The organism is Pseudomonas sp. CFBP 8771 (assembly GCF_014841695.1).
GTDB classification, from domain to species: Bacteria; Pseudomonadota; Gammaproteobacteria; order Pseudomonadales; family Pseudomonadaceae; genus Aquipseudomonas; species Aquipseudomonas baltica.
In genome coordinates, this window is sequence record NZ_JACYUJ010000003.1 from 189,215 (window position 1) to 210,698 (window position 21,484).

Sequence of the window (21,484 nt, forward strand, 5' to 3'; positions counted from 1 at the left end):
GCATGCCGTTCGTCGGCATGCGGGCACCTCCTGGCCTCCCTCATAGCCCAATGCATGAAGCATTCACGAACAAGGAGAGCTCCATGAAAAGCCAGAAATACATCACCACAGCGTTACTCGCAGGCTTGTTGGCTGCTGCAGCCGTACCGGCCATGGCCGACAACAGCACCGGTCCGACCAACCCAGCCGCCAAGGGCACCGTACCTTCAGCGGTAGGCGTGCCGGCGGGGACCGATAGCGGTATGACCAATCGCAATACCGACGGCACTGCCGCGCCGCGAAACGGCACCAGCACCGACATCAAGCCGCAGAACACCGGCAACCCCGAAGGCAGTTCGATGGGCGGCGCGGTGACCAAGCCTGGTTCGGGCACCATGGACGGTGGCGACGGCACCGGGTCCGAAGGCGGCAAGCGCTGATCGGCCACGCATCCAGCCACCTCGGGAGAACACCATGAGCGAACACACACCTGCACCGAATACGGTCGAGCGTGATACCGACGATTCGCAGGGCAACCGCCCCAAAGAACCGCCACTCGACTCAAAGCCTGACGAGACCGGGGATCCAACCACCCCTGAAGGCAATCGCTTCAGTCCCGATTTCAAATCGGAGCCTGAAGTCGACCCCGGCAGTGCGGACGACGAAGAAACCGACGCCGATATCGACACAGCAGGCGGCTGACTCACGCCGCCACCTCGGCTGACCATTCGCTCAGCGGCTAATACGGCTGCGCTCGTTGCGCACGTCGAAGATCAGCTGCCGAGCGACCTCCGAACTGATCAGACCCTGCTCCCTGAAACCCTCGACCTTGCCAATGATCTGCACCGCTGCCTGATCCAGGTCCCTGGACGCTGCGGTATGCAGGTTGCGTATTTCCTGGGAAATAATCCGACTGACCTGTTCACCTTGGTCCGGACCCCCGCCCGCGCCGTTATCAAGCATTTCAAGATCTCCCTTCATCGGTTCACGATGGGTGGGCGTCCAGCCCATATCCCATTCAACCTAGATGTGTACCCCGAGCGCTGGCTACTTCGCAATAGCCACTACGCAAACAATCGCTCGGCGGGAGCATATTCCCGATCAACGTCGCGCGCAGATCACGCCTGTCTCAGGGTGCAACGGGAGGCAAATAGGCCAGGGTCGTGCCCAGCGCCCAAAGCAGGAACAGCACCAAAGGCGCATGCACCAGCAGCTGCACGAACGAGAAACCGATCAAATCGCGCGCCTTCAAGCCCAGCACGCCGAGCAGAGGCAGCATATAGAACGGATTGATCAGATTCGGCAAGGCTTCGGCAGCGTTGTAGATCTGCACGGCCCAGCCCAGGTGATATTGCAGCTCGTTGGCCACCTGCATGACGTAGGGCGCCTCGATGATCCACTTGCCCCCGCCCGACGGAATGAAGAACCCGAGCACTGCCGAATAGACGCCCATCAACAGCGCATAGGTATCGTGCGAGGCGATCTGTACGAAGAAGGTGGAGATGTGGTGGGCCAGGGTCTGCGCATCGCCACCCTTGACCGTGGTCATGATCGCGGCGATCGAGCCGTACAGGGGAAACTGGATCAGCACCCCGGTGGTGGTCGGCACTGCACGCGCCACTGCATCGAGAAAGCTGCGCGGACGCCAATGCAGCAGCAGGCCCAGCATGATGAACAGGAAGTTGTAGGTATTGAGCCCGGAGATGGCGGTGATCGCCGGCTTGGTGGAAAACTCGTGGAACAGCCACCCCGCGGCCAGCAATACCAGAAAGATGGTGATCAGCGGGCTGTATTCCAGCCATTCGCCAGGTCGACTGCGCTTGTTCAGGGGCGGCAGACTGAAAGCCGGGTCGATGCCACAGGCCTCGGCGTCCCGGGCAGAGTTGGGGCCCGGGGCCGTGGCGTAGGCCACCACCAGCGAAACCAGCACCAGTGCCAGCAGCAATACACCCGACTGCCAGAGGAAAATCGTCTGGGTGAACGGAATCACACCGGTGATCGACAGAATCGACGGTGGCAGGCTGGCGGGGTTGGCCTGCAGCTGCGCCGCCGACGACGACAACCCGAGCGCCCAAACCGCACCCAGCCCCAGGTACGCCGCCGCGCCGGCCGCGCGGTAGTCCATGCGCAGGTCGGTCCGTCGTGCCAATGCCCGCACCAGCAGCCCGCCGAATACCAGCGACAGCCCCCAGTTGAGCAACGAAGCGACCATCGATATCAACGCCACCCAGGCCACGGCCGAGCGGCCATTGCGAGGGATGCGCGCGAGGCGATCGATCAACTTCACCGCAGGTGGCGAGCTGGCAACCACATAGCCACCAATCACCACGAAGGCCATCTGCATGGTGAACGGGATCAGGCTCCAGAATCCGTCGCCAAAGGCTGTTGCCGTTGCGGTCGGCGTGCCGCCGATGGCCAGTGCTCCCAGTGCCACCAGCAACACCGCAACGGCGGCGAATACGTAGGAATCAGGGAACCAGCGCTCGGCCCAGCTCGAACAACGCAGGGCGAAGCGAGCGTAGCGGCTCTCTTCAAGTTGTGCAGACATGGTGGTGTTTCCCTTGTTCTTATAGGTATGAGATCGGCTGAAGGCAGTGGTGGAACGTAATCAGAAACTCATTTCAACGACGTCGTCGGCGATGATCAGCTTGCCGGCCGTCTTCGACTTGATCTCATCGATACTGACACCGGGCGCACGCTCCTTGAGAATGAACGCGCCGTCTTCGATCTCCAGGTAGGCCAGGTCCGTGAGTACCTTGCGAATGCACCCGGCACCGGTCAGCGGCAGCGTGCACAACGGCAGCAGTTTCGACTCGCCATCCTTGGAGGCATGGGTCATGGTGACGATGATGTTCTCTGCGCCGGCCACCAGGTCCATCGCCCCCCCCATACCCTTGACCAGCTTGCCGGGGATCATCCACGAGGCGATGTTGCCCTGTACGTCCACTTCGAAAGCACCGAGCACGGTGAGGTCGACATGGCCGCCGCGGATCATCGCAAACGACTGCGCAGAGTCGAAGATGGACGCGCCGGCGCGTGCCGTCACGGTCTGTTTGCCGGCGTTGATCATGTCGGCGTCGACGGTAGCCTCGGTGGGAAATTCGCCCATGCCCAGCAGACCGTTTTCCGACTGCAGCATGACGTCGATGCCGGCCGGCACGTAGTTGGCCACCAGGGTAGGTATGCCGATCCCCAGGTTCACGTAGAAACCGTCTTGCAGTTCGCGCGCCACGCGCTGGGCCATCTGTTCGCGAGTAAGTGCCATTTGGAATACCTCTTGTGTAGCAGAGCAGATGGGAGCAATCAGGCCTTGAGGGTGCGCTTTTCGATGCGCTTCTCGAAGGTGCCCTGGATCACTCGGTCGACGTAGATGCCTGGCGTGTGGATGTGCTCGGGGAGGAGCACGCCGGGTTCGACGATTTCTTCGACCTCGACCACGGTGACGCGCCCGGCGCTTGCCGCCAGCGGGTTGAAGTTCTGGGCGGTGTGACGATAGATGACGTTGCCGAAATGGTCGGCCTTCCAGCCTTTGACGATGGCGAAGTCGCCGGTGATGGCCTGCTCCAGAATGTACTGCCGGCCACCGAATTCACGTATTTCCTTGCCTTGCGCTATCGGTGTGCCATAGCCGGTAGCCGTGAAGAACGCGGGGATGCCGGCGCCGCCTGCGCGCATCTTTTCCGCCAGGGTGCCTTGAGGGGTGAGTTCGACTTCCAGCTCGCCATCGAGCAACTGCCGCTCGAACAGGGCGTTTTCGCCGACATAGGAGGCGATCATCTTGCGAATCTGCCGGTCTTCGAGCAGCACGCCAAGGCCAAAGCCATCAACGCCGCAGTTGTTGGACACCACCGTAAGGTCGCGGACACCCAGTCGCTTGATTTCGGCAATGAGGTTTTCCGGAATGCCACACAGGCCGAACCCACCGGCCAGTACGGTCATGCCATCACGCAGGCCTTCGAGTGCCTGGGCATAGGTTGCCACTCGTTTATCGAGTCCAGCCATGATTGTTCGCCTTGTTTTGTTTGTTATGGCGCCGTCACGTCGGCAACGGCAAGCGTGACGGTATCTTCTCCCCACGATGGTAATTTGTTAATTTTGTTTTTCTTGGGGATTGATTGGTTTTGCAAATAGATGAACGTCAAACAGCTGCGCGCTTTTCTCGCTGTCGCCCAAGCCCTGAGCTTCGCCCAGGCTGGTGAAAAACTGCATCTCTCGCAGCCCGCCCTGAGCTTGACGATAAAAGGCCTGGAAGAAGACCTGGGCGGCGCGCTGCTGATCCGCACCACGCGCAGCGTCAGCCTGACGCCGGAAGGCGAGGTGCTGGTGCCACTGGCCCGCCGCTTGCTGGCGGACTGGGACAATACCGAAGAGCTGCTGCGCCAGCACTTCACCCTGCAGTTGGGCAAAGTGTCCATCGCGGCCATGCCGTCGTTCGCCGGCAACCTGCTGCCGGCAGCACTGCGGATCTTTCGCGACCGGCACCCGAGGGTCAATGTTGCCGTGCATGATGTGATCAACGAGCACGTGGTGGAGATGGTCCGCCATCGGCGGGTCGAACTGGGCATAGGCTTCGAGCCGGAAAGCACCTCGTCGCTGGTGTTCACCCCCTTCTACACCGATCGGTTCGTGGCGGTGGTGGCGGCCGATTCACCGCTGGCCGAGCAACCGATGCTCACCTGGGAGACCCTGCTCGCTCATGATTTCATTGCCCTGCAGCGCCCTTCTGCGGTTCGCCTGCTGCTGGAAAGCGCCATCAGCGAGCAGCACGGCAAGCTTGCGGTGGCATTCGAGAGCCACCAGTTAAGCACCATCGGCCGCATGGTTGCCCACGGCCTGGGGGTGAGCGCGGTGCCGGCATTGTGTGTCGAGCAGATGCATGAACTGGGTGCGCGCTGCGTGCCGTTGGAGTCACCGCGCATCGAACGGCGCATCGGCCTGATGCGCCTGCCCGATCACAAGCTGTCGGCCGCCGCGCACGCGTTGATGGAGGTGCTGCTGGAGCACACGGCGCAGCGCCTACTGGGTTGAACCGCAGCTTCATCGCACTGCCCAACTCCTGTAGCAGCGGCGCGTCTATTACGTTGATAATCACGGAGCATTGCGATGAACAGCATCAGCCTGGCCGGCAGGCCGGTCGCGAGAATCGGCCAAGGCACTTGGCGCATGGGTGAGGACCCTGCCCGTGCGCAACAGGAAATCGCCGCGCTGCAGCAAGGTATCGACCTGGGCATGACCCTGCTCGACACCGCTGAAATGTACGGCGAAGGCGGCGCCGAAAAAATCGTCGGGCAAGCCATCCAAGGGCGTCGTGACGAAGTCATGCTGGTCAGCAAGGTCTACCCGCACAACGCCAGCAGCCAGGGCGTGATCAAGGCCTGCGAGCGCAGCCTGCAGCGTCTGAACACCGAGCGCATCGACCTGTATCTGCTGCACTGGCGCGGCCAGTATCCCCTGAGCGAAACGGTGGAAGCGTTCGAGCGGCTGCAGGCCCAGGGCAAGATCGGCCGTTGGGGCGTGTCGAATTTCGATGTCGATGACATGACCGAGCTGGACGACGCCGGATGCGCGACCAACCAGGTGCTGTACAACCTGGAAGAGCGCGGCATCGAGTTCGACCTGTTGCCGTGGTGCGCGAAGCACGCGATGCCATTGATGGCTTATTGTCCGATTGCCCAGGGCGGTCGCCTGCTCGACCAACCCGCCTTGCGCCAGGTAGCCGAGCGTCACGGCATCACGCCGGCCCAGGCATGCCTGGCCTGGGTGGTGCGCCACGACAACGTGATCGCGATCCCCAAGGCTTCCACGCCCGAGCATGTAAGGCTGAATGCCGGGGCACTGCAGGTGAAGCTCGACGAAGCAGATCTAGCCTCGCTGGATGCCGCTTACCCACCACCCCTGCGCAAGCAGCGCCTCAACATGGTTTGAACGCAGGAATCCGAGGCCGCAACGCGGCGTAGAGCGCTGACGGATCAATCGTCGAGCGGCTGCGGCGCCTTGCTCGGCTTGGCCGCCTTGCCCGGCTTGCTGGCGGGCTCCTGTGCAGCAGGCACTGCCGCCGCGGGTGCACTGGCGTCCTTTTCCGCTGCCGGCAACTGGTCGATGGTGCTGAACAGCTGTGAAGGCTCGACGTAACCCGCCTGTTCGAGCTTCTTCTCGCCATCCTTGCCCAACAGCACGAACTTCTGGCTGGACCCGGCACCCAGTTTTAAGTCGCGGATCAGCGACATGGTGGCCTGTGGGTCGAGATCCTTGCCGTCACGCTGGCCGATGGTATTGATCACGGTGTACAGGACCATGCCGCGCTGTTTGAAGCCGTCGCGGTTGGCGGGTTCTTCCAGAGCCTTGCGCAGCTTCAGCAGGTTGGGATCCACCGAGCTGGGAGCAATGACCACCAGCGGCCGGGCCCTCCCGCGGTCCTGGGCCAGAGGGCTGTCGCCATCGGCGGCCAGCAAGGGCGCCGCGAACGCGAACAGTGTGGCGAGGGTCAGCGACCGGATCATCATGCTGCATCTCCTTGACGTATCGATGGCCTCATCATTGCAGAGATTTCGCCTCGGTGCGACCCGTGCCCAGGCGGCTGAACAGGCTGCTGCCGAACACGTTGATCAACAGCCCGACCATGACCAGCGCTCCACCCCACCACTGCAGGGCACCCAGGCGCTCGCCCAGGATCCAGGCCGAAGAACTCAAGCCCACCACCGGCACCAGCAATGAAAACGGCGCTACCTTGCCGGCCGGATAGCGCGACAACAGCTTGCTCCACAAGCTGTAGCCAAGCACCGTAGCCACGGCAGCCAGATAGACCAGGCTACCGATGGATTTCCAGCCGATGCCCAACAGCGATTGCTGGATCAGTGCCGGACCTTCCAGCCACAGCGACAAGGCGAAGAACGGCAAGGGCGGAATCAATGCGCCCCAGATCACCAGAGCGACCAGGTCGATGTTGCCGAAGCGGCGGGTGATGACATTGCCCATCGCCCACATCGACGCTGCGCACAGGGTCAGCAAGACCGCCATCAACGGCGTGGCCTGATCGCTTTCCAGGCCGATCATCGCCAGCCCTCCGGCCGCTACCAGCAAGCCCACCACGCTGGCGGCGCGCAGGCGCTCGCCAATGAACAGCGCAGCGAAGAACAAGGTGAAGAAGGCCTGGGATTGCAGCACCAGCGAGGCCAGGCCGGCGGGCATGCCATTGGCCATCGCCTCGAACAGAAACGCGAACTGGCCCAGGGAAATGGTCGCGCCATAGGCAATCAGCCAGCGCAGTGGCAGGTTCGGCCGGCGGATGAAGAACACCGCGGGAATCGCCACCAGGGTGAAGCGCAGGCCGCCCAGCAGCATCGGCGGCAAGCCATCGAGACCGTAGCGAATCACCACGAAATTCAAACCCCAGACAACGATCACGACCAGGGCCAACATCAGGTCTCTAGGTGCCACGGTACCTCCACAGGTTCAGGTCAGTCCGTACGGATAAGCCTGGCCATTCTTGCCCATCGCGCACCTTGGCGGGAACCTGTTTCAAAACTTTTCTGAAGCTGGCCACGTTGCGAGTGTTCGGCACCCCTTCTCGCTTGAGCTAGAGTGGGAGCACAGTGCCCTATGAGGAATCGAACGATGCGTGTGTTCTGGATGATGCTGGCCGCGGCAAGCCTGTCAGGTTGTACCTCGTTTCGCGCTGATTCGGAGCACCTGAAAGCCGTGCCGGCCGAACGGCTGTCGGCCTGGCAACAAACGCTGTCGCCATCGAGCGAGCTGGTGGTGGACCGTGACATCGGCATGCTGGGCGGCGGCTGCTACGTGGCACTGCTGATCGACCGTGAACCCGCCGCGCTGCTGGCCGTGGGTGAAGTGGCGACCTTTCACCTGCCACCGGGCGAACACATCGTCGGCATCACCACCGACAAGCAGGGTGGCCTGCTGTGCAGCAAAGGCCGCCTGAACCGCGAACTGCGCCTGCAGGCGCAGCCCGGCGAGCGCCAGCACCTGCGTATCGTCAGCGAAGCCAAGACAGGCTTCGGCATCGTGCTGGATCCGCGCTGAGGTCGGTGCAACCTTATTGCCTCACTCTGCTCACGTCAGGAGTCGTCATGCCCAGCAACCAGAACAGCCGCAACGAGCACCACCAGCCTGTCGGTCACGCCCTTCCCGAGTGGAGCCCTCGCCCTCGCCCGGCCCACGACGTTATCGAAGGACGCTATTGCCGGCTCGAGCCACTGAACGCTGCGGCCCACGCCGAAGACCTGTTCAGCGGCTATTGCCAACAGACCGATGGCAGCGACTGGACCTACCTGCCGGTCGGCCCGTTTGCCGACCTGGACAGCTACCGCAGTCACCTGCGACACGCGGCAGCCAGCCAGGATCCGCAACACTGGGCGGTGATCGACCTGCGCACCCAGCGCGCGGTGGGCACCCTGGCCTTGATGCGCATGGACCCGGCCAATGGCGTCATCGAGGTCGGCCATGTGACGTTCTCGCCGCTGATGAAACGCACCCCGCTGTCGACCGAAGCCCAGTACCTATTGATGCGCCGGGTGTTCGACGAACTGGGTTACCGCCGCTACGAGTGGAAATGCGACGCCCTCAACGAGCCCTCGCGCAAGGCCGCGGCACGGCTGGGCTTCAGCTTCGAAGGCATCTTCCGCCAAGCGCTGGTGTACAAGGGTCGCAACCGCGATACGGCCTGGTTTTCCATCATCGACAGCGAATGGCCGGCGCTGCGCGCAGCCTTCGAGCGGTGGCTGGCGACGGATAACTTCGATGCTGCCGGCCAGCAGCTGACGGCGTTGGCCGCCGGCCGCCAGCAACATTGAGAAACACGGCTATTCTTGCGATTGGCGAAGCCATTCGCTTTTTTGCTCCCCATCCGCAGAAGAAGAGAGCCACCTCTTGAAACTCGAACCCTTGCCCAAGTCGCTGATCGCCCTTGCGTTCGCGCTGGTGCCCGCCTGTACGTTCGCCGCCTCTCCCGCCCCCGTCGCTGCCGAGAACGGCATGGTGGTCACCGCACAGCAACTGGCCACCCACATTGGCGTGGATGTGCTCAAGGACGGCGGCAATGCCGTCGATGCCGCCGTGGCCGTAGGCTATGCCCTGGCCGTGGTCTACCCGGCTGCGGGCAACATCGGCGGCGGTGGCTTCATGACCCTGCAGATGGCCGATGGCCGCAAGACCTTCCTCGACTTCCGCGAGAAGGCACCGCTGGCCGCCACCGCCGACATGTACCTGGACAAGGCCGGCAATGTCATCGAGGGCCTGAGCACCGACGGCCACTTGTCGGTAGGCATACCCGGCACGGTGTCGGGCATGGAGCTGGCGTTGCAGAAGTACGGCACCTTCAAACGCGCCGATCTGCTGGCGCCGGCCATCAAGCTGGCAGACGAAGGTTTCACCCTGGCCCAGGGCGATGTCGACCTGTTGGAAACCGCCACCGAGGACTTCCGCAAGGACAGCCAGGATTCGGCAAAGATATTCCTTAAGCAGGGCCAGCCGTTCAAGGCCGGCGAGAAGCTGGTGCAGAAGGACCTGGCGCGGACCCTGCGGGAAATCTCCGAGAAGGGTAACGCCGGGTTCTACCAAGGCTGGGTGGCCAAGGCCATCGTCGATTCGAGCCAGGCGGGCAAGGGCATCATCACCCAGGCCGACCTCGACAAGTACAAGACCCGCGAACTGGACCCGATCGAGTGCGACTACCGTGGCTACCATGTGGTTTCCGCGCCACCGCCCAGCTCCGGCGGCGTGGTCATCTGCCAGATCATGAACATCCTTCAGGGTTACCCGATGGCCGAGCTGGGCTATGGCTCGGCGCAGGGCATGCACTACCAGATCGAAGCCATGCGCCACGCCTATGTGGACCGCAACAGCTACCTGGGCGACCCGGATTTCGTCAAGAACCCCATCGCGCACCTGCTCGACGCCAACTACGCGACCAAGCTGCGCGACAGCATCGCACCGAACAAGGCTGGGGTTTCCGCCGAAATCAAGCCGGGTGTGGCGCCCCATGAGGGCAGCAACACCACGCATTACTCCATCGTCGACAAATGGGGCAACGCGGTGTCGGTGACCTACACCCTCAACGGCTGGTTCGGCGCGCGGGTCATGGCCAGCGGTACCGGCATCCTGCTCAACGACGAAATGGACGACTTCACCTCCAAGGTCGGCGTGGCCAACATGTACGGGCTGGTCCAGGGCGAGGCCAACGCCATCGCGCCGTACAAGACGCCGCTGTCCTCCATGAGCCCGACCATCGTCACCAAGGACGGCAAGCCAGTCATGGTGCTCGGCACGCCCGGCGGCAGCAGGATCATCACTGCCACCCTGCTGACCATGCTCAATGTCATCGACTACGGCATGGACATCCAGCAGGCGGTCAATGCGCCGCGTTTCCACCAGCAGTGGATGCCCGACGTCACCAACCTGGAAAACTTCGCCATCAGCCCTGACACCCGCAAGATTCTTGAAAGCTGGGGGCACAAGTTCGGTGAGCCCCAGGACGCCAATCACCTGGCCGCGATCCTGGTAGGCGCGCCGGCACTGGGCGCCAAACCGGTGGCCAACAACCGTTTCTACGGCGCCAACGATCCCCGCCGCAACACTGGTCTTGCCGCAGGCTACTGAGCCGGCAAACGCAAAGGCAGGCCTGCAATCGGGCCTGCCCGCCCGCCGCACCGAAGAAGAATCCGCCTGAACTTTCCATTTTCCTCCGCGCTCAGATTTCCTGATCGCCTGGCGTGCCAGGCACCCACTGAGCCGAGGAAGACCTTCATGAGTACCCAACTGCAAGGCAAGAAAGTCCTGTTCATCACTGCCAACACCGGCATCGAACGCGATGAACTGCTCAAGCCTCTCGAAGCGCTGCGCGAAGCAGGCGCCACCGTGACCCACGCTTCGAGCGAAGGCGGCACCGTGCAGACCTTCCAGCAGGACACCGAGAAAGACCGTACCGTTGAATCCGACGGCAAGATCCAGGGCCTGAACGCCAGCGACTTCGACGCCCTGGTGATTCCCGGCGGCACCGTGAACGCCGACACCCTGCGCCAGGACACCGATGCCCAGCAACTGGTCAAGGCATTCGCCGATGCCGGCAAGGTCGTGGCCGCCATCTGCCATGGTCCATGGCTGCTGATCAATGCTGGCGTGATCCCCGGCAAAACCCTGACCTCGTACCCCAGCGTCAGCCTCGACCTGACCAACGCCGGTGCCGCTGGCTGGGTGGATCAAGAGGTCAAGCAGTGCGGGGCCAACGGCTGGACCTTGATCACCTCGCGCAACCCGAAGGATATCCCGGCCTTCAATGACGCCATCATCAAAGCCCTCGCCACCGCCTGAGCCGCCTTTCAACCCACAGACCAGGGAGACCAGATGCCTTCTTTATTCGACCCGATCCAGGTCGGCGCGCAGAAACTGCCCCACCGGATCCTGATGGCGCCGCTGACCCGCGGCCGTGCCACGCGCAACCATGTACCCACCGACTTGATGATCGAGTACTACACCCAGCGTGCGAGCGCCGGGTTGATCATCACCGAAGCCACCGGAATCACTCAGGAAGGCCTGGGCTGGCCATACGCGCCCGGCATCTGGAGCGACGAGCAGGTCGAGGGCTGGAAGAAGATCACCGCTGCGGTGCATGAGGTCGGTGGCCGCATCGACCTGCAGCTGTGGCATATGGGCCGCATTGTTCACCCCAGCTTCCTAGGTGGCGCGCAGCCGGTTTCCTCATCGGCAACCACTGCGCCAGGTCAGACCCATACCTACGATGGCAAGCAGCCCTATGTGCAGGCGCGTCCGTTGGGCATCCACGAAATTCCACGGTTGCTCGACGACTACGAGCATGCCGCGAAAAACGCCATGCGCGCCGGTTTCGATGGCGTGCAGATCCACGCGGCCAACGGTTACCTGATCGATCAGTTCCTGCGCGACAACAGCAATTTCCGCGAGGACGCCTACGGCGGCTCGGTGGAAAACCGCATCCGTCTGTTGACCGAGGTTACACAGCGGGTTGTCGACACCATCGGTGCCGAACGTACTGGTGTGCGCCTGTCGCCCAACGGCGATTCGCAGGGGGTCAACGACAGCGATCCGGAAACCCTGTTCTCCGCTGCTGCCGCTGCGCTGGACACGATCGGCATCGCCTATCTGGAACTGCGTGAGCCACCGCTCGACGGTACCTTCGGCAAGGCCGACCGCCCGCCCGTGCATCCGGTCATCCGCAAGGCCTTCAGCCGCACACTGGTGCTCAACTCCGATTACACCCATGAGAAAGCGCAGGCCGCGCTGGACGCCGGTGAAGCAGACGCCATCGCTTTCGGCCGACCGTTCCTGGCCAACCCTGACCTGCCCCATCGGTTCGCCGAAGGCTTGCGGCTAAACAAGGACGTGATGGAAACCTGGTACAGCCAGGGGCCCGAAGGCTACGTGGACTACCCCACAGCCGAGTGAGCGCAGCACGGTATCGGGGGCCAGTGCCCCCGGTCACTACCAAGGATTGTCGACACTTCGCCTATGACGTATTGACTAGCCGCTTAAACAGGGCTATTTTTTTGTCACTACCTGCCCAGGTGTCGACAATATGTCTGCCACGTCTGTTTCGTTGCACGTCCTGCCCAACAATGACGCGCCGCACGTTTCCAGTGTTGCGGGTGAAACCGAGACGCTTTCGGAAAACGTCTTCCGGCGTATCCAGGCGGCCATCGTCAACGGCGAAATAGCCCCTGGCAGCAAGATTTCCGAGCCCGAACTGGCACGCACCTACGGCATCAGCCGCGGTCCCCTGCGTGAAGCCATCCACCGCCTCGAAGGCCAACGCCTGCTGGTGCGCATTCCGCACGTCGGTGCGCGGGTGGTATCGCTCAACCACGCCGAACTCATCGAACTCTACGAAATCCGCGAATCGCTTGAAGGCATGGCCTGCCGGCTGGCCGCCACGCGCATGAGCCAGGTGCAGATCGACGAACTGCGCGAGGTGCTGGCCACCCATGAGCGCGATGCCGCGTTCCAGGCCGGCGTCGGCTACTACCAACAGGAAGGCGATTTCGACTTCCACTACCGGATCATCCAGGGCAGCGGCAACAGCACGTTGGTGCAGATGCTGTGCGACGACCTCTACCAGTTGGTGCGCATGTACCGGATCCAGTTCTCGGCCACGCCCAACCGCCCCCATCAGGCCTTTGCCGAACACCACCGTATTCTCGACGCCATCGCCGAGCGCGATGGCGAATTGGCCGAGTTGCTCATGCGCAGGCACATCGCCGCGTCCAAGCGCAACATCGAGCGCCATTACCTGGAACCCAACCACAACAACACCCCAGGAGCCCAACCATGAATCAGCCGTCCAGCCCCGGCCAACGTTTCCGCCAGGCACTCGCCGAAGAGTCACCCCTGCAGGTGGTCGGCACCATCAACGCCAACCACGCACTGCTCGCGCAACGGGCTGGCTTCAAGGCCATCTACCTGTCCGGAGGCGGCGTCGCGGCGGGTTCGCTGGGCCTGCCCGACCTGGGCATTACCGGCCTGGACGATGTGCTGACCGACGTGCGCCGCATCACCGACGTCTGCGAGCTGCCTTTGCTGGTCGATGTCGACACCGGTTTCGGCTCGTCGGCGTTCAACGTTGCGCGCACCGTCAAGTCGATGATCAAGTTCGGCGCAGCGGCCATGCACATCGAGGACCAGGTGGGCGCCAAACGCTGCGGCCATCGGCCAAACAAGGAAATCGTCTCACAGCAGGAGATGGTCGATCGCATCAAGGCGGCCGTGGACGCCCGCACCGACGACAGCTTCGTGATCATGGCGCGCACCGACGCCCTGGCGGTGGAAGGACTGGAGTCCGCCCTGGACCGCGCCGCCGCCTGCATCGAGGCGGGTGCGGACATGATCTTTCCCGAAGCCATCACCGAATTGCAGATGTACCAGCTGTTCGCCAGCCGGGTGAAGGCGCCGATTCTGGCCAACATCACCGAGTTCGGCGCCACCCCGCTGTTCACCACCGAGCAACTGGGTGGCGTTGGCGTGGGCCTGGTGCTTTACCCACTGTCTGCGTTCCGTGCCATGAACAAGGCGGCCGAGAACGTCTACACCGCGATACGCCGCGACGGCACTCAGCAGAATGTCATCGACACCATGCAGACTCGCATGGAGCTGTACGAGGCAATCGATTACCACGACTTCGAGCGCAAGCTGGACGCACTGTTTGCGCAGAAAAAATGATCACTGCATTCCAATAACAAATCCAAGATCGGAGAAAACCCATGGCCGAAGCAAAAGTACTCAGTGGCGCTGGCCTGCGTGGCCAAGTGGCCGGACAGACCGCCCTGTCGACCGTCGGCATGCCCGGTGCCGGGCTGACCTATCGTGGCTATGACGTGCGCGAACTGGCCGAACATGCCCTGTTCGAGGAAGTCGCCTACCTGCTGCTGCATGGCGAGCTGCCCACGCCTGCCGAACTGGCTGCCTACCAGGGCAAGCTGCGCAGCCTGCGCGACCTGCCGCAGCCGTTGAAGGAAGTGCTCGAACGCATTCCGTCGAGCACCCATCCGATGGACGTGATGCGCACCGGCTGTTCGTTCCTCGGCACGCTGGAGCCTGAGCGCAACTTCGGCCAGCAGGAACACGTGAGCGACCGCCTGCTGGCGGCGTTCCCGGCGATGATGTGCTACTGGTACCGCTACAGCCACCATGGCGTGCGTATCAGCTGCAGCAGCGACGAAGAGACGTTCGCCGGGCACTTCCTGTACCTGCTGCATGGCAAGTCGCCGAGTGAATTGCACAGCAAGGTGATGGACGTATCGCTGATTCTCTACGCCGAGCACGAATTCAACGCCTCGACCTTCACCGCCCGCGTCTGCGCATCGACCCTGTCGGACATGTATTCATGCGTGACCGCCGCCATCGGCTCGTTGCGCGGCCCGCTGCACGGCGGCGCCAACGAGGCGGCGATGGCGATGATCCAGAAGTTCGCTTCGCCCGAGGAGGCGGTGCGCGGCACCTTGGCCATGCTGGAGCGCAAGGACAAGATCATGGGTTTCGGCCATGCCGTGTACAAGGACAACGATCCGCGCAACGAGGTGATCAAGGGCTGGGCGAAGAAGCTGAGCGAAGAAGCCGGCGACAAGGTGCTCTACCCGGTGTCCGAGGCCATCGACAAGATCATGTGGGAACAGAAGAAGCTGTTTCCCAACGCCGACTTCTACCATGCCTCGGCCTACCACTTCATGGGCATCGCCACCGAACTGTTCACACCTATCTTCGTTTGCTCGCGGGTGACGGGCTGGGCGGCGCACGTATTCGAGCAGCGCGCGAACAACCGGATCATCCGGCCCAGCGCGGAGTATGTCGGCGTGGAACAGCGCGCATTCGTGCCCCTGGATCGTCGCTGACCTGGCGGGCCTCTTCGCGGGTAGATGGCTCGCCGCCCGCCCCGCTCCCACAATCCTCCGAATCTGGAGCTGGGTTTTATGTGGGAGCGGGCTCTGCCCGCGAAGGCCGCCCCGCCGAACTTTTGCCATGCCTGACCATGCCTTGCACCGTGAGCCGACCTGATGAACACACAACACCGCAAGTCCCTGCCGAACTCGCCACTGGACTATTACGACGCCCGAGAAGCCGTCGAAGCCCTCCAGCCTGGCGCCTACGCCACCCTGCCCTACACCTCCCGCGTACTCGCCGAGAACCTGGTGCGACGCTGCGACCCCACCACACTCGACGCCTCGCTGCGCCAGCTGATCGAGCGCAAGCGCGACCTGGACTTCCCCTGGTACCCGGCGCGCGTGGTGTGCCATGACATCCTCGGCCAAACCGCGCTGGTCGACCTCGCCGGCCTGCGCGACGCGATTGCCTCCCAGGGCGGTGACCCGGCGCTGGTCAACCCGGTGGTGCCGACCCAATTGATCGTCGATCACTCGCTGGCGGTAGAAAGCGCCGGCTTCGACCCCCAGGCGTTCGAGAAGAACCGCGCCATCGAAGACCGTCGCAACGAAGACCGCTTCCATTTCATCGACTGGACGCGCAAGGCCTTCAAGAACGTCGACGTCATCCCACCGGGCAACGGCATCATGCACCAGATCAATCTGGAGAAGATGTCGCCGGTCATTCAGGTTCGCGAAGGCGTGGCCTTCCCCGACACCTGTGTCGGTACCGATAGCCACACGCCCCACGTCGACGCGCTGGGGGTGGTTGCCATCGGTGTCGGCGGCCTGGAAGCCGAAAGCGTCATGCTCGGTCGCGCCTCGTGGATGCGCCTGCCCGAGATCGTCGGCGTCGAACTGACCGGGCAGCTGCAACCCGGCATCACCGCCACCGACATGGTGCTGGCCCTGACCCAATACCTGCGCCAGCAGAAAGTCGTCGGTGCCTACCTGGAATTCTTCGGCGAAGGCGCGCGCGAGCTGACTCTGGGCGACCGCGCCACAATCTCCAACATGGCCCCGGAATACGGCGCCACGGCGGCGATGTTCGCCATCGACCAGCAGACCATCGACTACCTGCGCCTGACCGGCCGCGAGGAGCAGCAAGTGCAGCTGGTCGAAGACTACGCGCGCCTTACCGGCCTGTGGGCCGACAGCCTGGACGCCGCCGTCTACGAACGCGACCTGAGCTTCGATCTGTCGGGCGTGGTGCGCAACATGGCCGGCCCGAGCAACCCCCACGCGCGGGTGGCGACCAGCGACCTTGCCGCCCAAGGTATCGCCGGCCCCTGGACCGACGTGCCAGGGCAGATGCCGGACGGCGCGGTGATCATCGCCGCCATCACCAGCTGCACCAACACCAGCAACCCGCGCAACGTGATCGCCGCCGGCCTCTTGGCGCGCAATGCCAACCGCCTGGGCCTGACCCGCAAGCCTTGGGTGAAGTCATCCCTGGCACCGGGCTCGAAAACCGTGGCGCTGTACCTGGACGAAGCCGGCCTGACCGAGGAACTGGAAACCCTGGGCTTCGGCATCGTGGCGTTCGCCTGTACCACCTGCAATGGCATGTCCGGCGCGCTGGACCCGGTGATCCAGCAGGAGATCATCGAACGCGACCTGTATGCCACGGCGGTGCTCTCGGGCAACCGCAACTTCGACGGGCGCATCCACCCGTATGCCCGGCAGGCCTTCCTCGCCTCACCGCCTTTGGTAGTCGCCTATGCCATCGCCGGCACCATCCGCTTCGACATCGAAAAAGACGTGCTCGGGTTCGACCCGCAGGGTCAACCCATTCGGCTCAAGGACATCTGGCCCAGCGACGAAGAAGTCAACGCCGTGGTCAAGTCGTCGGTGAAACCGGAGCAGTTCCGCCAGGTGTACATCCCCATGTTCGCCATTCACGAGGACACCGGGCCGAAGGTCGCGCCTCTCTACGACTGGCGCCCGGCGAGCACCTACATCCGTCGTCCGCCCTACTGGGACGGCGCCCTGGCCGGCGAGCGCACGCTCAAGGGCATGCGCCCCCTGGCCGTGCTGCCGGACAACATCACCACCGATCACCTGTCGCCATCCAACGCGATCATGCTCGACAGCGCTGCGGGCGAATACCTGGCCAAAATGGGTCTGCCCGAAGAAGACTTCAACTCCTACGCCACCCACCGCGGCGACCACCTGACTGCCCAGCGCGCGACGTTCGCCAACCCCAAGCTGTTCAATGAAATGGTGGTGGAAAACGGCAAGGTTCGCCAAGGTTCGCTGACCCGCCTGGAACCCGAAGGCCAGGTGATGCGCATGTGGGAAGCGATCGAAACCTACATGCTGCGCAAGCAGCCGCTGATCATCATTGCCGGGGCCGATTACGGCCAGGGTTCCTCGCGCGACTGGGCGGCCAAAGGCGTACGCCTGGCCGGGGTCGAGGCAATTGCCGCCGAGGGCTTCGAGCGCATCCACCGGACCAATCTGGTGGGCATGGGTGTGCTGCCGCTGCAGTTCGCTGCCGGCACCGACCGCAAGACCCTGGGTATCGACGGCACCGAGGTGTTCGACGTGATCGGCCGACTGACACCCCAGGCGCAGGTGACGCTGATCATCGAACGGCGCAATGGCGAGCGCCTGGAAGTGCCTGTGACCTGCCGACTGGACACTGCCGAAGAGGTCTCGATCTACGAAGCCGGTGGTGTGCTGCAGCGCTTCGCCCAGGATTTCCTGCAGGCCACCGCGCCTGCTCCCCATGCCGCCGGCGCTCACTGAGGACAGCTCCATGACGCAGATTCGCATTCCCGCCACCTACATGCGCGGCGGCACCAGCAAGGGCGTGTTCTTCAACCTCGCCGACCTGCCCGAGCCTGCGCGCCAGCCAGGGCCACTGCGTGACGCCCTGCTGCTGCGGGTGATCGGCAGCCCGGACCCGTACGCCAAGCAGATCGACGGCATGGGCGGTGCCACCTCGAGCACCAGCAAGACGGTGATCGTCAGCCCGAGCAGCCAGCCGGGGCATGACGTCGACTATCTGTTCGGCCAGGTGTCCATCGACAGCGCGTTCGTCGACTGGAGCGGCAACTGCGGCAACCTGTCCGCCGCCGTCGGCCCCTTTGCCATCAGTACTGGCCTGCTCGATCCTTCCCGCGTCCCCCACGACGGCATCGCTACGGTTCGCGTGTGGCAGGCCAACATCGGCAAGACGATCATCGCCCACGTGCCCATGAGCGGCGGTGTGGTGCAGGAAACCGGTGATTTCGAACTCGACGGCGTGACGTTCCCGGCCGCCGAGGTGCAACTGGAGTTCATCGATCCGGCTGCCGAGGCCGAGGGCGCGGCGGGGGCGATGTTTCCCACCGGCAACCTTATCGATGTGCTGGACGTGCCGAACGTGGGTCGTTTCGAGGCGACCCTGATCAACGCGGGCATTCCAACCATCTTCATCGACGCCGCCGCCCTGGGCTACAACGGCTGCGAACTGCAGGAGGCGATCAACGGCGATCCACAGGCCCTCGCTCGCTTCGAAACCATCCGCGCCCATGGCGCGCTGCGCATGGGCCTGATCAGTCGCCTGGAGGATGCAAAGACCCGCCAGCACACGCCGAAGGTCGCTTTCGTCGCGCCACCGGCCGACTACCTCGCGTCCAGCGGCAAACCCGTTGCCGCGGCCGATATCGACCTGACCGTACGCGCCCTGTCGATGGGCAAGCTGCACCACGCGATGATGGGCACTGCGGCGGTGGCCATCGGTACCGCCGCGGCCATCCCCGGCACCGTGGTCAACCGCGCGGCCGGGGGTGGCGTGCGCAGTACGGTGTGTTTCGGCCATCCCTCGGGCACCTTGCGTGTCGGCGCCCAGGCCAACGAAGTCGCGGGCCAGTGGCAAGTGACCAAGGCGATCATGAGCCGCAGCGCGCGAGTCCTGATGGAGGGCTGGGTACGCGTCCCCGCTCAGACCCTGGCCTAGCTAAGCGCGTCCGGCCTTCAGCCCGGCAGTGCTTGCTGCCGGTAGCGCAGCCACACCGCACCGCCCTCCTGCACTTCGGCACTGTCCAGGGCCAGGTAGGTCGGCTGCTGCCATTGCCCGGCGTCGATCTCGAACGACGCCGGGTGCTCGCCGCGGCCGTCTACCAAGGGCAGCAGCAGGACACTGATTTCATCGACCAGCCCTGCATTCACGAAGGAGCCACTGACGTGCGGTCCGCCTTCGACGACCAGGCGCTTGATGCCCAATTCACGGCCGAGAATGTCCAGCACTCGACTCAAGTCCAGGGTGTCTTGGCCGCCAAAAATGTAGGACACCTGGATCGACTGCAGATAGGCCAGGTAGTCGTCGCTGACGCCTTCGGTCAGTACTTCGACGATGTGCGAGTCCAGCGCCGTGTTGGATTTCCAACCGACCTTGCCCTTCGGGTCGATGGAAATGGCATAGGCGCTCGCCGCGCGATCGGCAAAATACGGAGTACGCGCAATCGGCCCGGTGGCCAGGCCGGACGGATAACCCTCGTCGTGGGCGATCTCCTGCATGGTCACCCGGCCACAGGCCCAGGCATCGAACTCGAACTGTTTGGCCAACTGCTCGTACAGCTCACCTGCGGCGTTCTTGAACGGCCGCGCCCAACCGTCGGTCAGCGCATGACCATCGACGGAAGACATCATGTGGCAGATTACATAGGGCTTCATTGGCGGCTCCAAGGCGTTCGGTATGTCTATCACCGACCGGCGCCCCTGGCCGTTGGTTCAGCTTGAAGCGGCGCAGCGCATGTGAGTCGTCTGCCACACGGGATCGGACTCGACGTCGAGCACCTCGAACCCCTGTTTCTGCCAGAAGGCGATGGCTCCGGGCAGGAATGGGTGAGTGTGCAGGTACAGGGTTCGCACACCTGCCGCACGCGCCTGCGCCAGCAGCGCTGCATACAGCGCCTTGGCCACGCCGGCGCCACGACAGCTGGGCGAAACGAACAACCGGACGACCTCGACGGTGGCTTCGAGCGGCAGCTGCAGCTGATTGAAGCGCTGGTCGTAGGGCAGGTAACCGATGCTGCCTACGATCTGACCCGCCTGCCAGGCCAGCAGAAAACAGCCTTGGGCGGAGCCCAGGTAAACCTCGGCAAAGCGCGCCAGGTCATCCGGCACTTGCGTGGCATCCAGCTGCGGAAAGATCGAGGCCCGCGCAGCCATGACGTAATCCAGGGTTGCAGCGACCTCATCCGATCGCACTGGGCGAATGTCTATCGCGTTCATGGAATCTGCTCTGCACATGAGATAACCCGCGCCAGTGGGAGGGGCTCAGAAAGCAAGCTTGAAACCGATCAGCAGCAGCATCACCGCCAGGCAAGGCCGCAGGATGTCGTCCGACACCCGCCCGGACAGATGACTGCCCAGCCAGATGCCCGGCAGCGAGCCAAGCAGCAAATGGCCAAGCAACGACCAGTCCATGTTGCCCATACTGGCGTGGCCCATGCCCGCCACCAGGGTCAGGGGCACGGCGTGGGCGATCTCGGTGCCGACCAGGCGCCGCGTCGCCAGGAACGGATACAGCAGGAACAGGGCCACGGTGCCCAGCGCACCGGCGCCGATGGACGTGAGCGAAACCATCACACCAAGGACCACGCCGGTGATCACCGTCAGCCCGTTGAGGGTGCTGGCACTGAGGTTGTAGCGGTCGCCGGCATGGCGGCTGGCGAAGGCCTGCAGGCGCTTCTTGAAGAGGATGGCGAACGCGGTCAGGAACAGCACCGCAGCCAATGCCTGCTTGATCACCGCGCCCATGGCCTGCGGTTCGGCATCCAGGCTTTTCAGATACCAGAGCACCAGCGCCGCTGCGGGCACGCTGCCCAGCGCCAGCCAGCCGGTGATCTTCCAGTCGATGTTCTTGTTGCGCCCATGCACCCAGACGCCACTGGCCTTGGTGATGGCGGCGTACAACAGGTCGGTGCCGACGGCCGTGGCCGGATTGATGCCGAACCAGAGCAGGATGGGCGTCATCAGCGAGCCGCCGCCCACACCCGTCATGCCGACGATGAAACCGACCACCAGCCCGGCCACGGTGAAACCCCAGGTACCTACGTCCATTCTTACGTCCTACACATCAGATTCAGCATCGCGGGAGCGGTAGCCGGGCGGCA

At 63.6% G+C, this 21,484-nt stretch carries 23 protein-coding genes; 14 read left to right on the top strand and 9 right to left on the bottom strand.

Features of this window, described 5'->3' with window-relative positions:
- Positions 1-83: 83 nt before the first annotated feature.
- Positions 84-419 (top strand): hypothetical protein, encoded by a 336-nt coding sequence (locus IFT80_RS08390; RefSeq protein ID WP_122477822.1) that lies wholly within the window; start codon positions 84-86, stop codon positions 417-419.
- Between the two features lie 34 nt (positions 420-453).
- The gene (locus tag IFT80_RS08395; RefSeq protein ID WP_192137477.1) at positions 454-681 is read left to right on the top strand and encodes a hypothetical protein; all 228 of its coding nucleotides are present in this window, start codon (positions 454-456) and stop codon (positions 679-681) included.
- Positions 682-711: 30 nt separating this feature from the next.
- Here IFT80_RS08395 and IFT80_RS08400 read toward each other — a convergent pair whose 3' ends face one another.
- The 4 genes from IFT80_RS08400 to IFT80_RS08415 form a co-directional block, all read right to left on the bottom strand.
- Positions 712-942: a hypothetical protein gene (locus IFT80_RS08400; protein ID WP_163007557.1), complete on the bottom strand. Its 231-nt coding sequence runs from the start codon at positions 940-942 to the stop codon at positions 712-714.
- 166 nt (positions 943-1,108) lie between these two features.
- Complete coding sequence (locus IFT80_RS08405) at positions 1,109-2,527, bottom strand: short-chain fatty acid transporter (RefSeq protein WP_192137280.1); 1,419 nt, start codon at positions 2,525-2,527, stop codon at positions 1,109-1,111.
- Positions 2,528-2,587: 60 nt separating this feature from the next.
- Positions 2,588-3,244 carry a 3-oxoacid CoA-transferase subunit B gene (locus IFT80_RS08410; protein ID WP_192103484.1) on the bottom strand — a complete coding sequence of 219 codons (657 nt, stop codon included), beginning with the start codon at positions 3,242-3,244 and terminating at the stop codon, positions 2,588-2,590.
- A 38-nt stretch (positions 3,245-3,282) separates the two neighbouring features.
- The gene (locus IFT80_RS08415) at positions 3,283-3,981 is read right to left on the bottom strand and encodes a CoA transferase subunit A (protein WP_192137282.1); all 699 of its coding nucleotides are present in this window, start codon (positions 3,979-3,981) and stop codon (positions 3,283-3,285) included.
- A gap of 129 nt (positions 3,982-4,110) precedes the next feature.
- Here IFT80_RS08415 and IFT80_RS08420 point away from each other — a divergent pair, with 129 nt between their 5' ends.
- Positions 4,111-5,007, top strand: a complete 897-nt coding sequence (locus IFT80_RS08420; protein ID WP_192137284.1) for a LysR family transcriptional regulator — start codon at positions 4,111-4,113, stop codon at positions 5,005-5,007.
- Between the two features lie 75 nt (positions 5,008-5,082).
- Positions 5,083-5,904 (top strand): aldo/keto reductase, encoded by an 822-nt coding sequence (locus IFT80_RS08425; RefSeq protein WP_192137286.1) that lies wholly within the window; start codon positions 5,083-5,085, stop codon positions 5,902-5,904.
- A 44-nt stretch (positions 5,905-5,948) separates the two neighbouring features.
- Here the strand turns inward: IFT80_RS08425 and IFT80_RS08430 are convergent, their stop codons facing one another.
- Both IFT80_RS08430 and IFT80_RS08435 read right to left on the bottom strand, forming a co-directional pair.
- The gene (locus tag IFT80_RS08430; protein WP_122477809.1) at positions 5,949-6,482 is read right to left on the bottom strand and encodes a DUF4174 domain-containing protein; all 534 of its coding nucleotides are present in this window, start codon (positions 6,480-6,482) and stop codon (positions 5,949-5,951) included.
- 31 nt (positions 6,483-6,513) lie between these two features.
- The gene (locus IFT80_RS08435) at positions 6,514-7,398 is read right to left on the bottom strand and encodes an EamA family transporter (RefSeq protein ID WP_197975811.1); all 885 of its coding nucleotides are present in this window, start codon (positions 7,396-7,398) and stop codon (positions 6,514-6,516) included.
- Positions 7,399-7,593: 195 nt separating this feature from the next.
- Here IFT80_RS08435 and IFT80_RS08440 point away from each other — a divergent pair, with 195 nt between their 5' ends.
- The 10 genes from IFT80_RS08440 to prpF all read left to right on the top strand — a co-directional run bounded on the left by IFT80_RS08440 (position 7,594) and on the right by prpF (position 19,323).
- Positions 7,594-8,019 carry a 3-isopropylmalate dehydratase gene (locus IFT80_RS08440; protein WP_185793226.1) on the top strand — a complete coding sequence of 142 codons (426 nt, stop codon included), beginning with the start codon at positions 7,594-7,596 and terminating at the stop codon, positions 8,017-8,019.
- A gap of 47 nt (positions 8,020-8,066) precedes the next feature.
- Positions 8,067-8,789, top strand: a complete 723-nt coding sequence (locus IFT80_RS08445; RefSeq protein WP_192137288.1) for a GNAT family N-acetyltransferase — start codon at positions 8,067-8,069, stop codon at positions 8,787-8,789.
- Between the two features lie 76 nt (positions 8,790-8,865).
- Positions 8,866-10,593 carry a gamma-glutamyltransferase gene (gene ggt, locus IFT80_RS08450; RefSeq protein ID WP_192055294.1) on the top strand — a complete coding sequence of 576 codons (1,728 nt, stop codon included), beginning with the start codon at positions 8,866-8,868 and terminating at the stop codon, positions 10,591-10,593.
- A 147-nt stretch (positions 10,594-10,740) separates the two neighbouring features.
- A complete protein-coding gene (locus IFT80_RS08455; RefSeq protein WP_192059671.1) occupies positions 10,741-11,304 on the top strand; it encodes a type 1 glutamine amidotransferase domain-containing protein in 564 nt (187 codons plus the stop codon).
- A gap of 33 nt (positions 11,305-11,337) precedes the next feature.
- Positions 11,338-12,414, top strand: a complete 1,077-nt coding sequence (locus IFT80_RS08460) for an alkene reductase (protein ID WP_192137290.1) — start codon at positions 11,338-11,340, stop codon at positions 12,412-12,414.
- Positions 12,415-12,544: 130 nt separating this feature from the next.
- Positions 12,545-13,297 (top strand): GntR family transcriptional regulator, encoded by a 753-nt coding sequence (locus IFT80_RS08465; RefSeq protein WP_244646817.1) that lies wholly within the window; start codon positions 12,545-12,547, stop codon positions 13,295-13,297.
- Positions 13,294-14,181: a methylisocitrate lyase gene (gene prpB, locus IFT80_RS08470; protein WP_122477799.1), complete on the top strand. Its 888-nt coding sequence runs from the start codon at positions 13,294-13,296 to the stop codon at positions 14,179-14,181. The genes IFT80_RS08465 and prpB overlap by 4 nt, the downstream gene beginning before the upstream one ends.
- A 41-nt stretch (positions 14,182-14,222) precedes the next feature.
- The gene (gene prpC / locus IFT80_RS08475) at positions 14,223-15,350 is read left to right on the top strand and encodes a bifunctional 2-methylcitrate synthase/citrate synthase (RefSeq protein WP_192137292.1); all 1,128 of its coding nucleotides are present in this window, start codon (positions 14,223-14,225) and stop codon (positions 15,348-15,350) included.
- Positions 15,351-15,512: 162 nt separating this feature from the next.
- Complete coding sequence (acnD, locus tag IFT80_RS08480; protein WP_192137294.1) at positions 15,513-18,128, top strand: Fe/S-dependent 2-methylisocitrate dehydratase AcnD; 2,616 nt, start codon at positions 15,513-15,515, stop codon at positions 18,126-18,128.
- Positions 18,129-18,138: 10 nt separating this feature from the next.
- Positions 18,139-19,323, top strand: coding sequence for a 2-methylaconitate cis-trans isomerase PrpF (gene prpF, locus IFT80_RS08485; protein WP_192059677.1), 1,185 nt, complete (start codon positions 18,139-18,141; stop codon positions 19,321-19,323).
- A gap of 17 nt (positions 19,324-19,340) precedes the next feature.
- On the opposite strand, the gene IFT80_RS08490 is transcribed toward prpF, so the two are convergent.
- The 3 genes from IFT80_RS08490 to IFT80_RS08500 are packed head-to-tail and all read right to left on the bottom strand — an operon-like array spanning position 19,341 to position 21,431.
- Positions 19,341-20,039, bottom strand: a complete 699-nt coding sequence (locus tag IFT80_RS08490; protein WP_192055301.1) for a dihydrofolate reductase family protein — start codon at positions 20,037-20,039, stop codon at positions 19,341-19,343.
- A gap of 57 nt (positions 20,040-20,096) precedes the next feature.
- Entirely contained in the window at positions 20,097-20,600 is a 504-nt protein-coding gene (locus IFT80_RS08495; protein ID WP_192059679.1) for a GNAT family N-acetyltransferase, read from the bottom strand.
- Between the two features lie 45 nt (positions 20,601-20,645).
- A complete protein-coding gene (locus IFT80_RS08500; RefSeq protein WP_122477789.1) occupies positions 20,646-21,431 on the bottom strand; it encodes a sulfite exporter TauE/SafE family protein in 786 nt (261 codons plus the stop codon).
- Between the last annotated feature and the right edge of the window lie 53 nt (positions 21,432-21,484).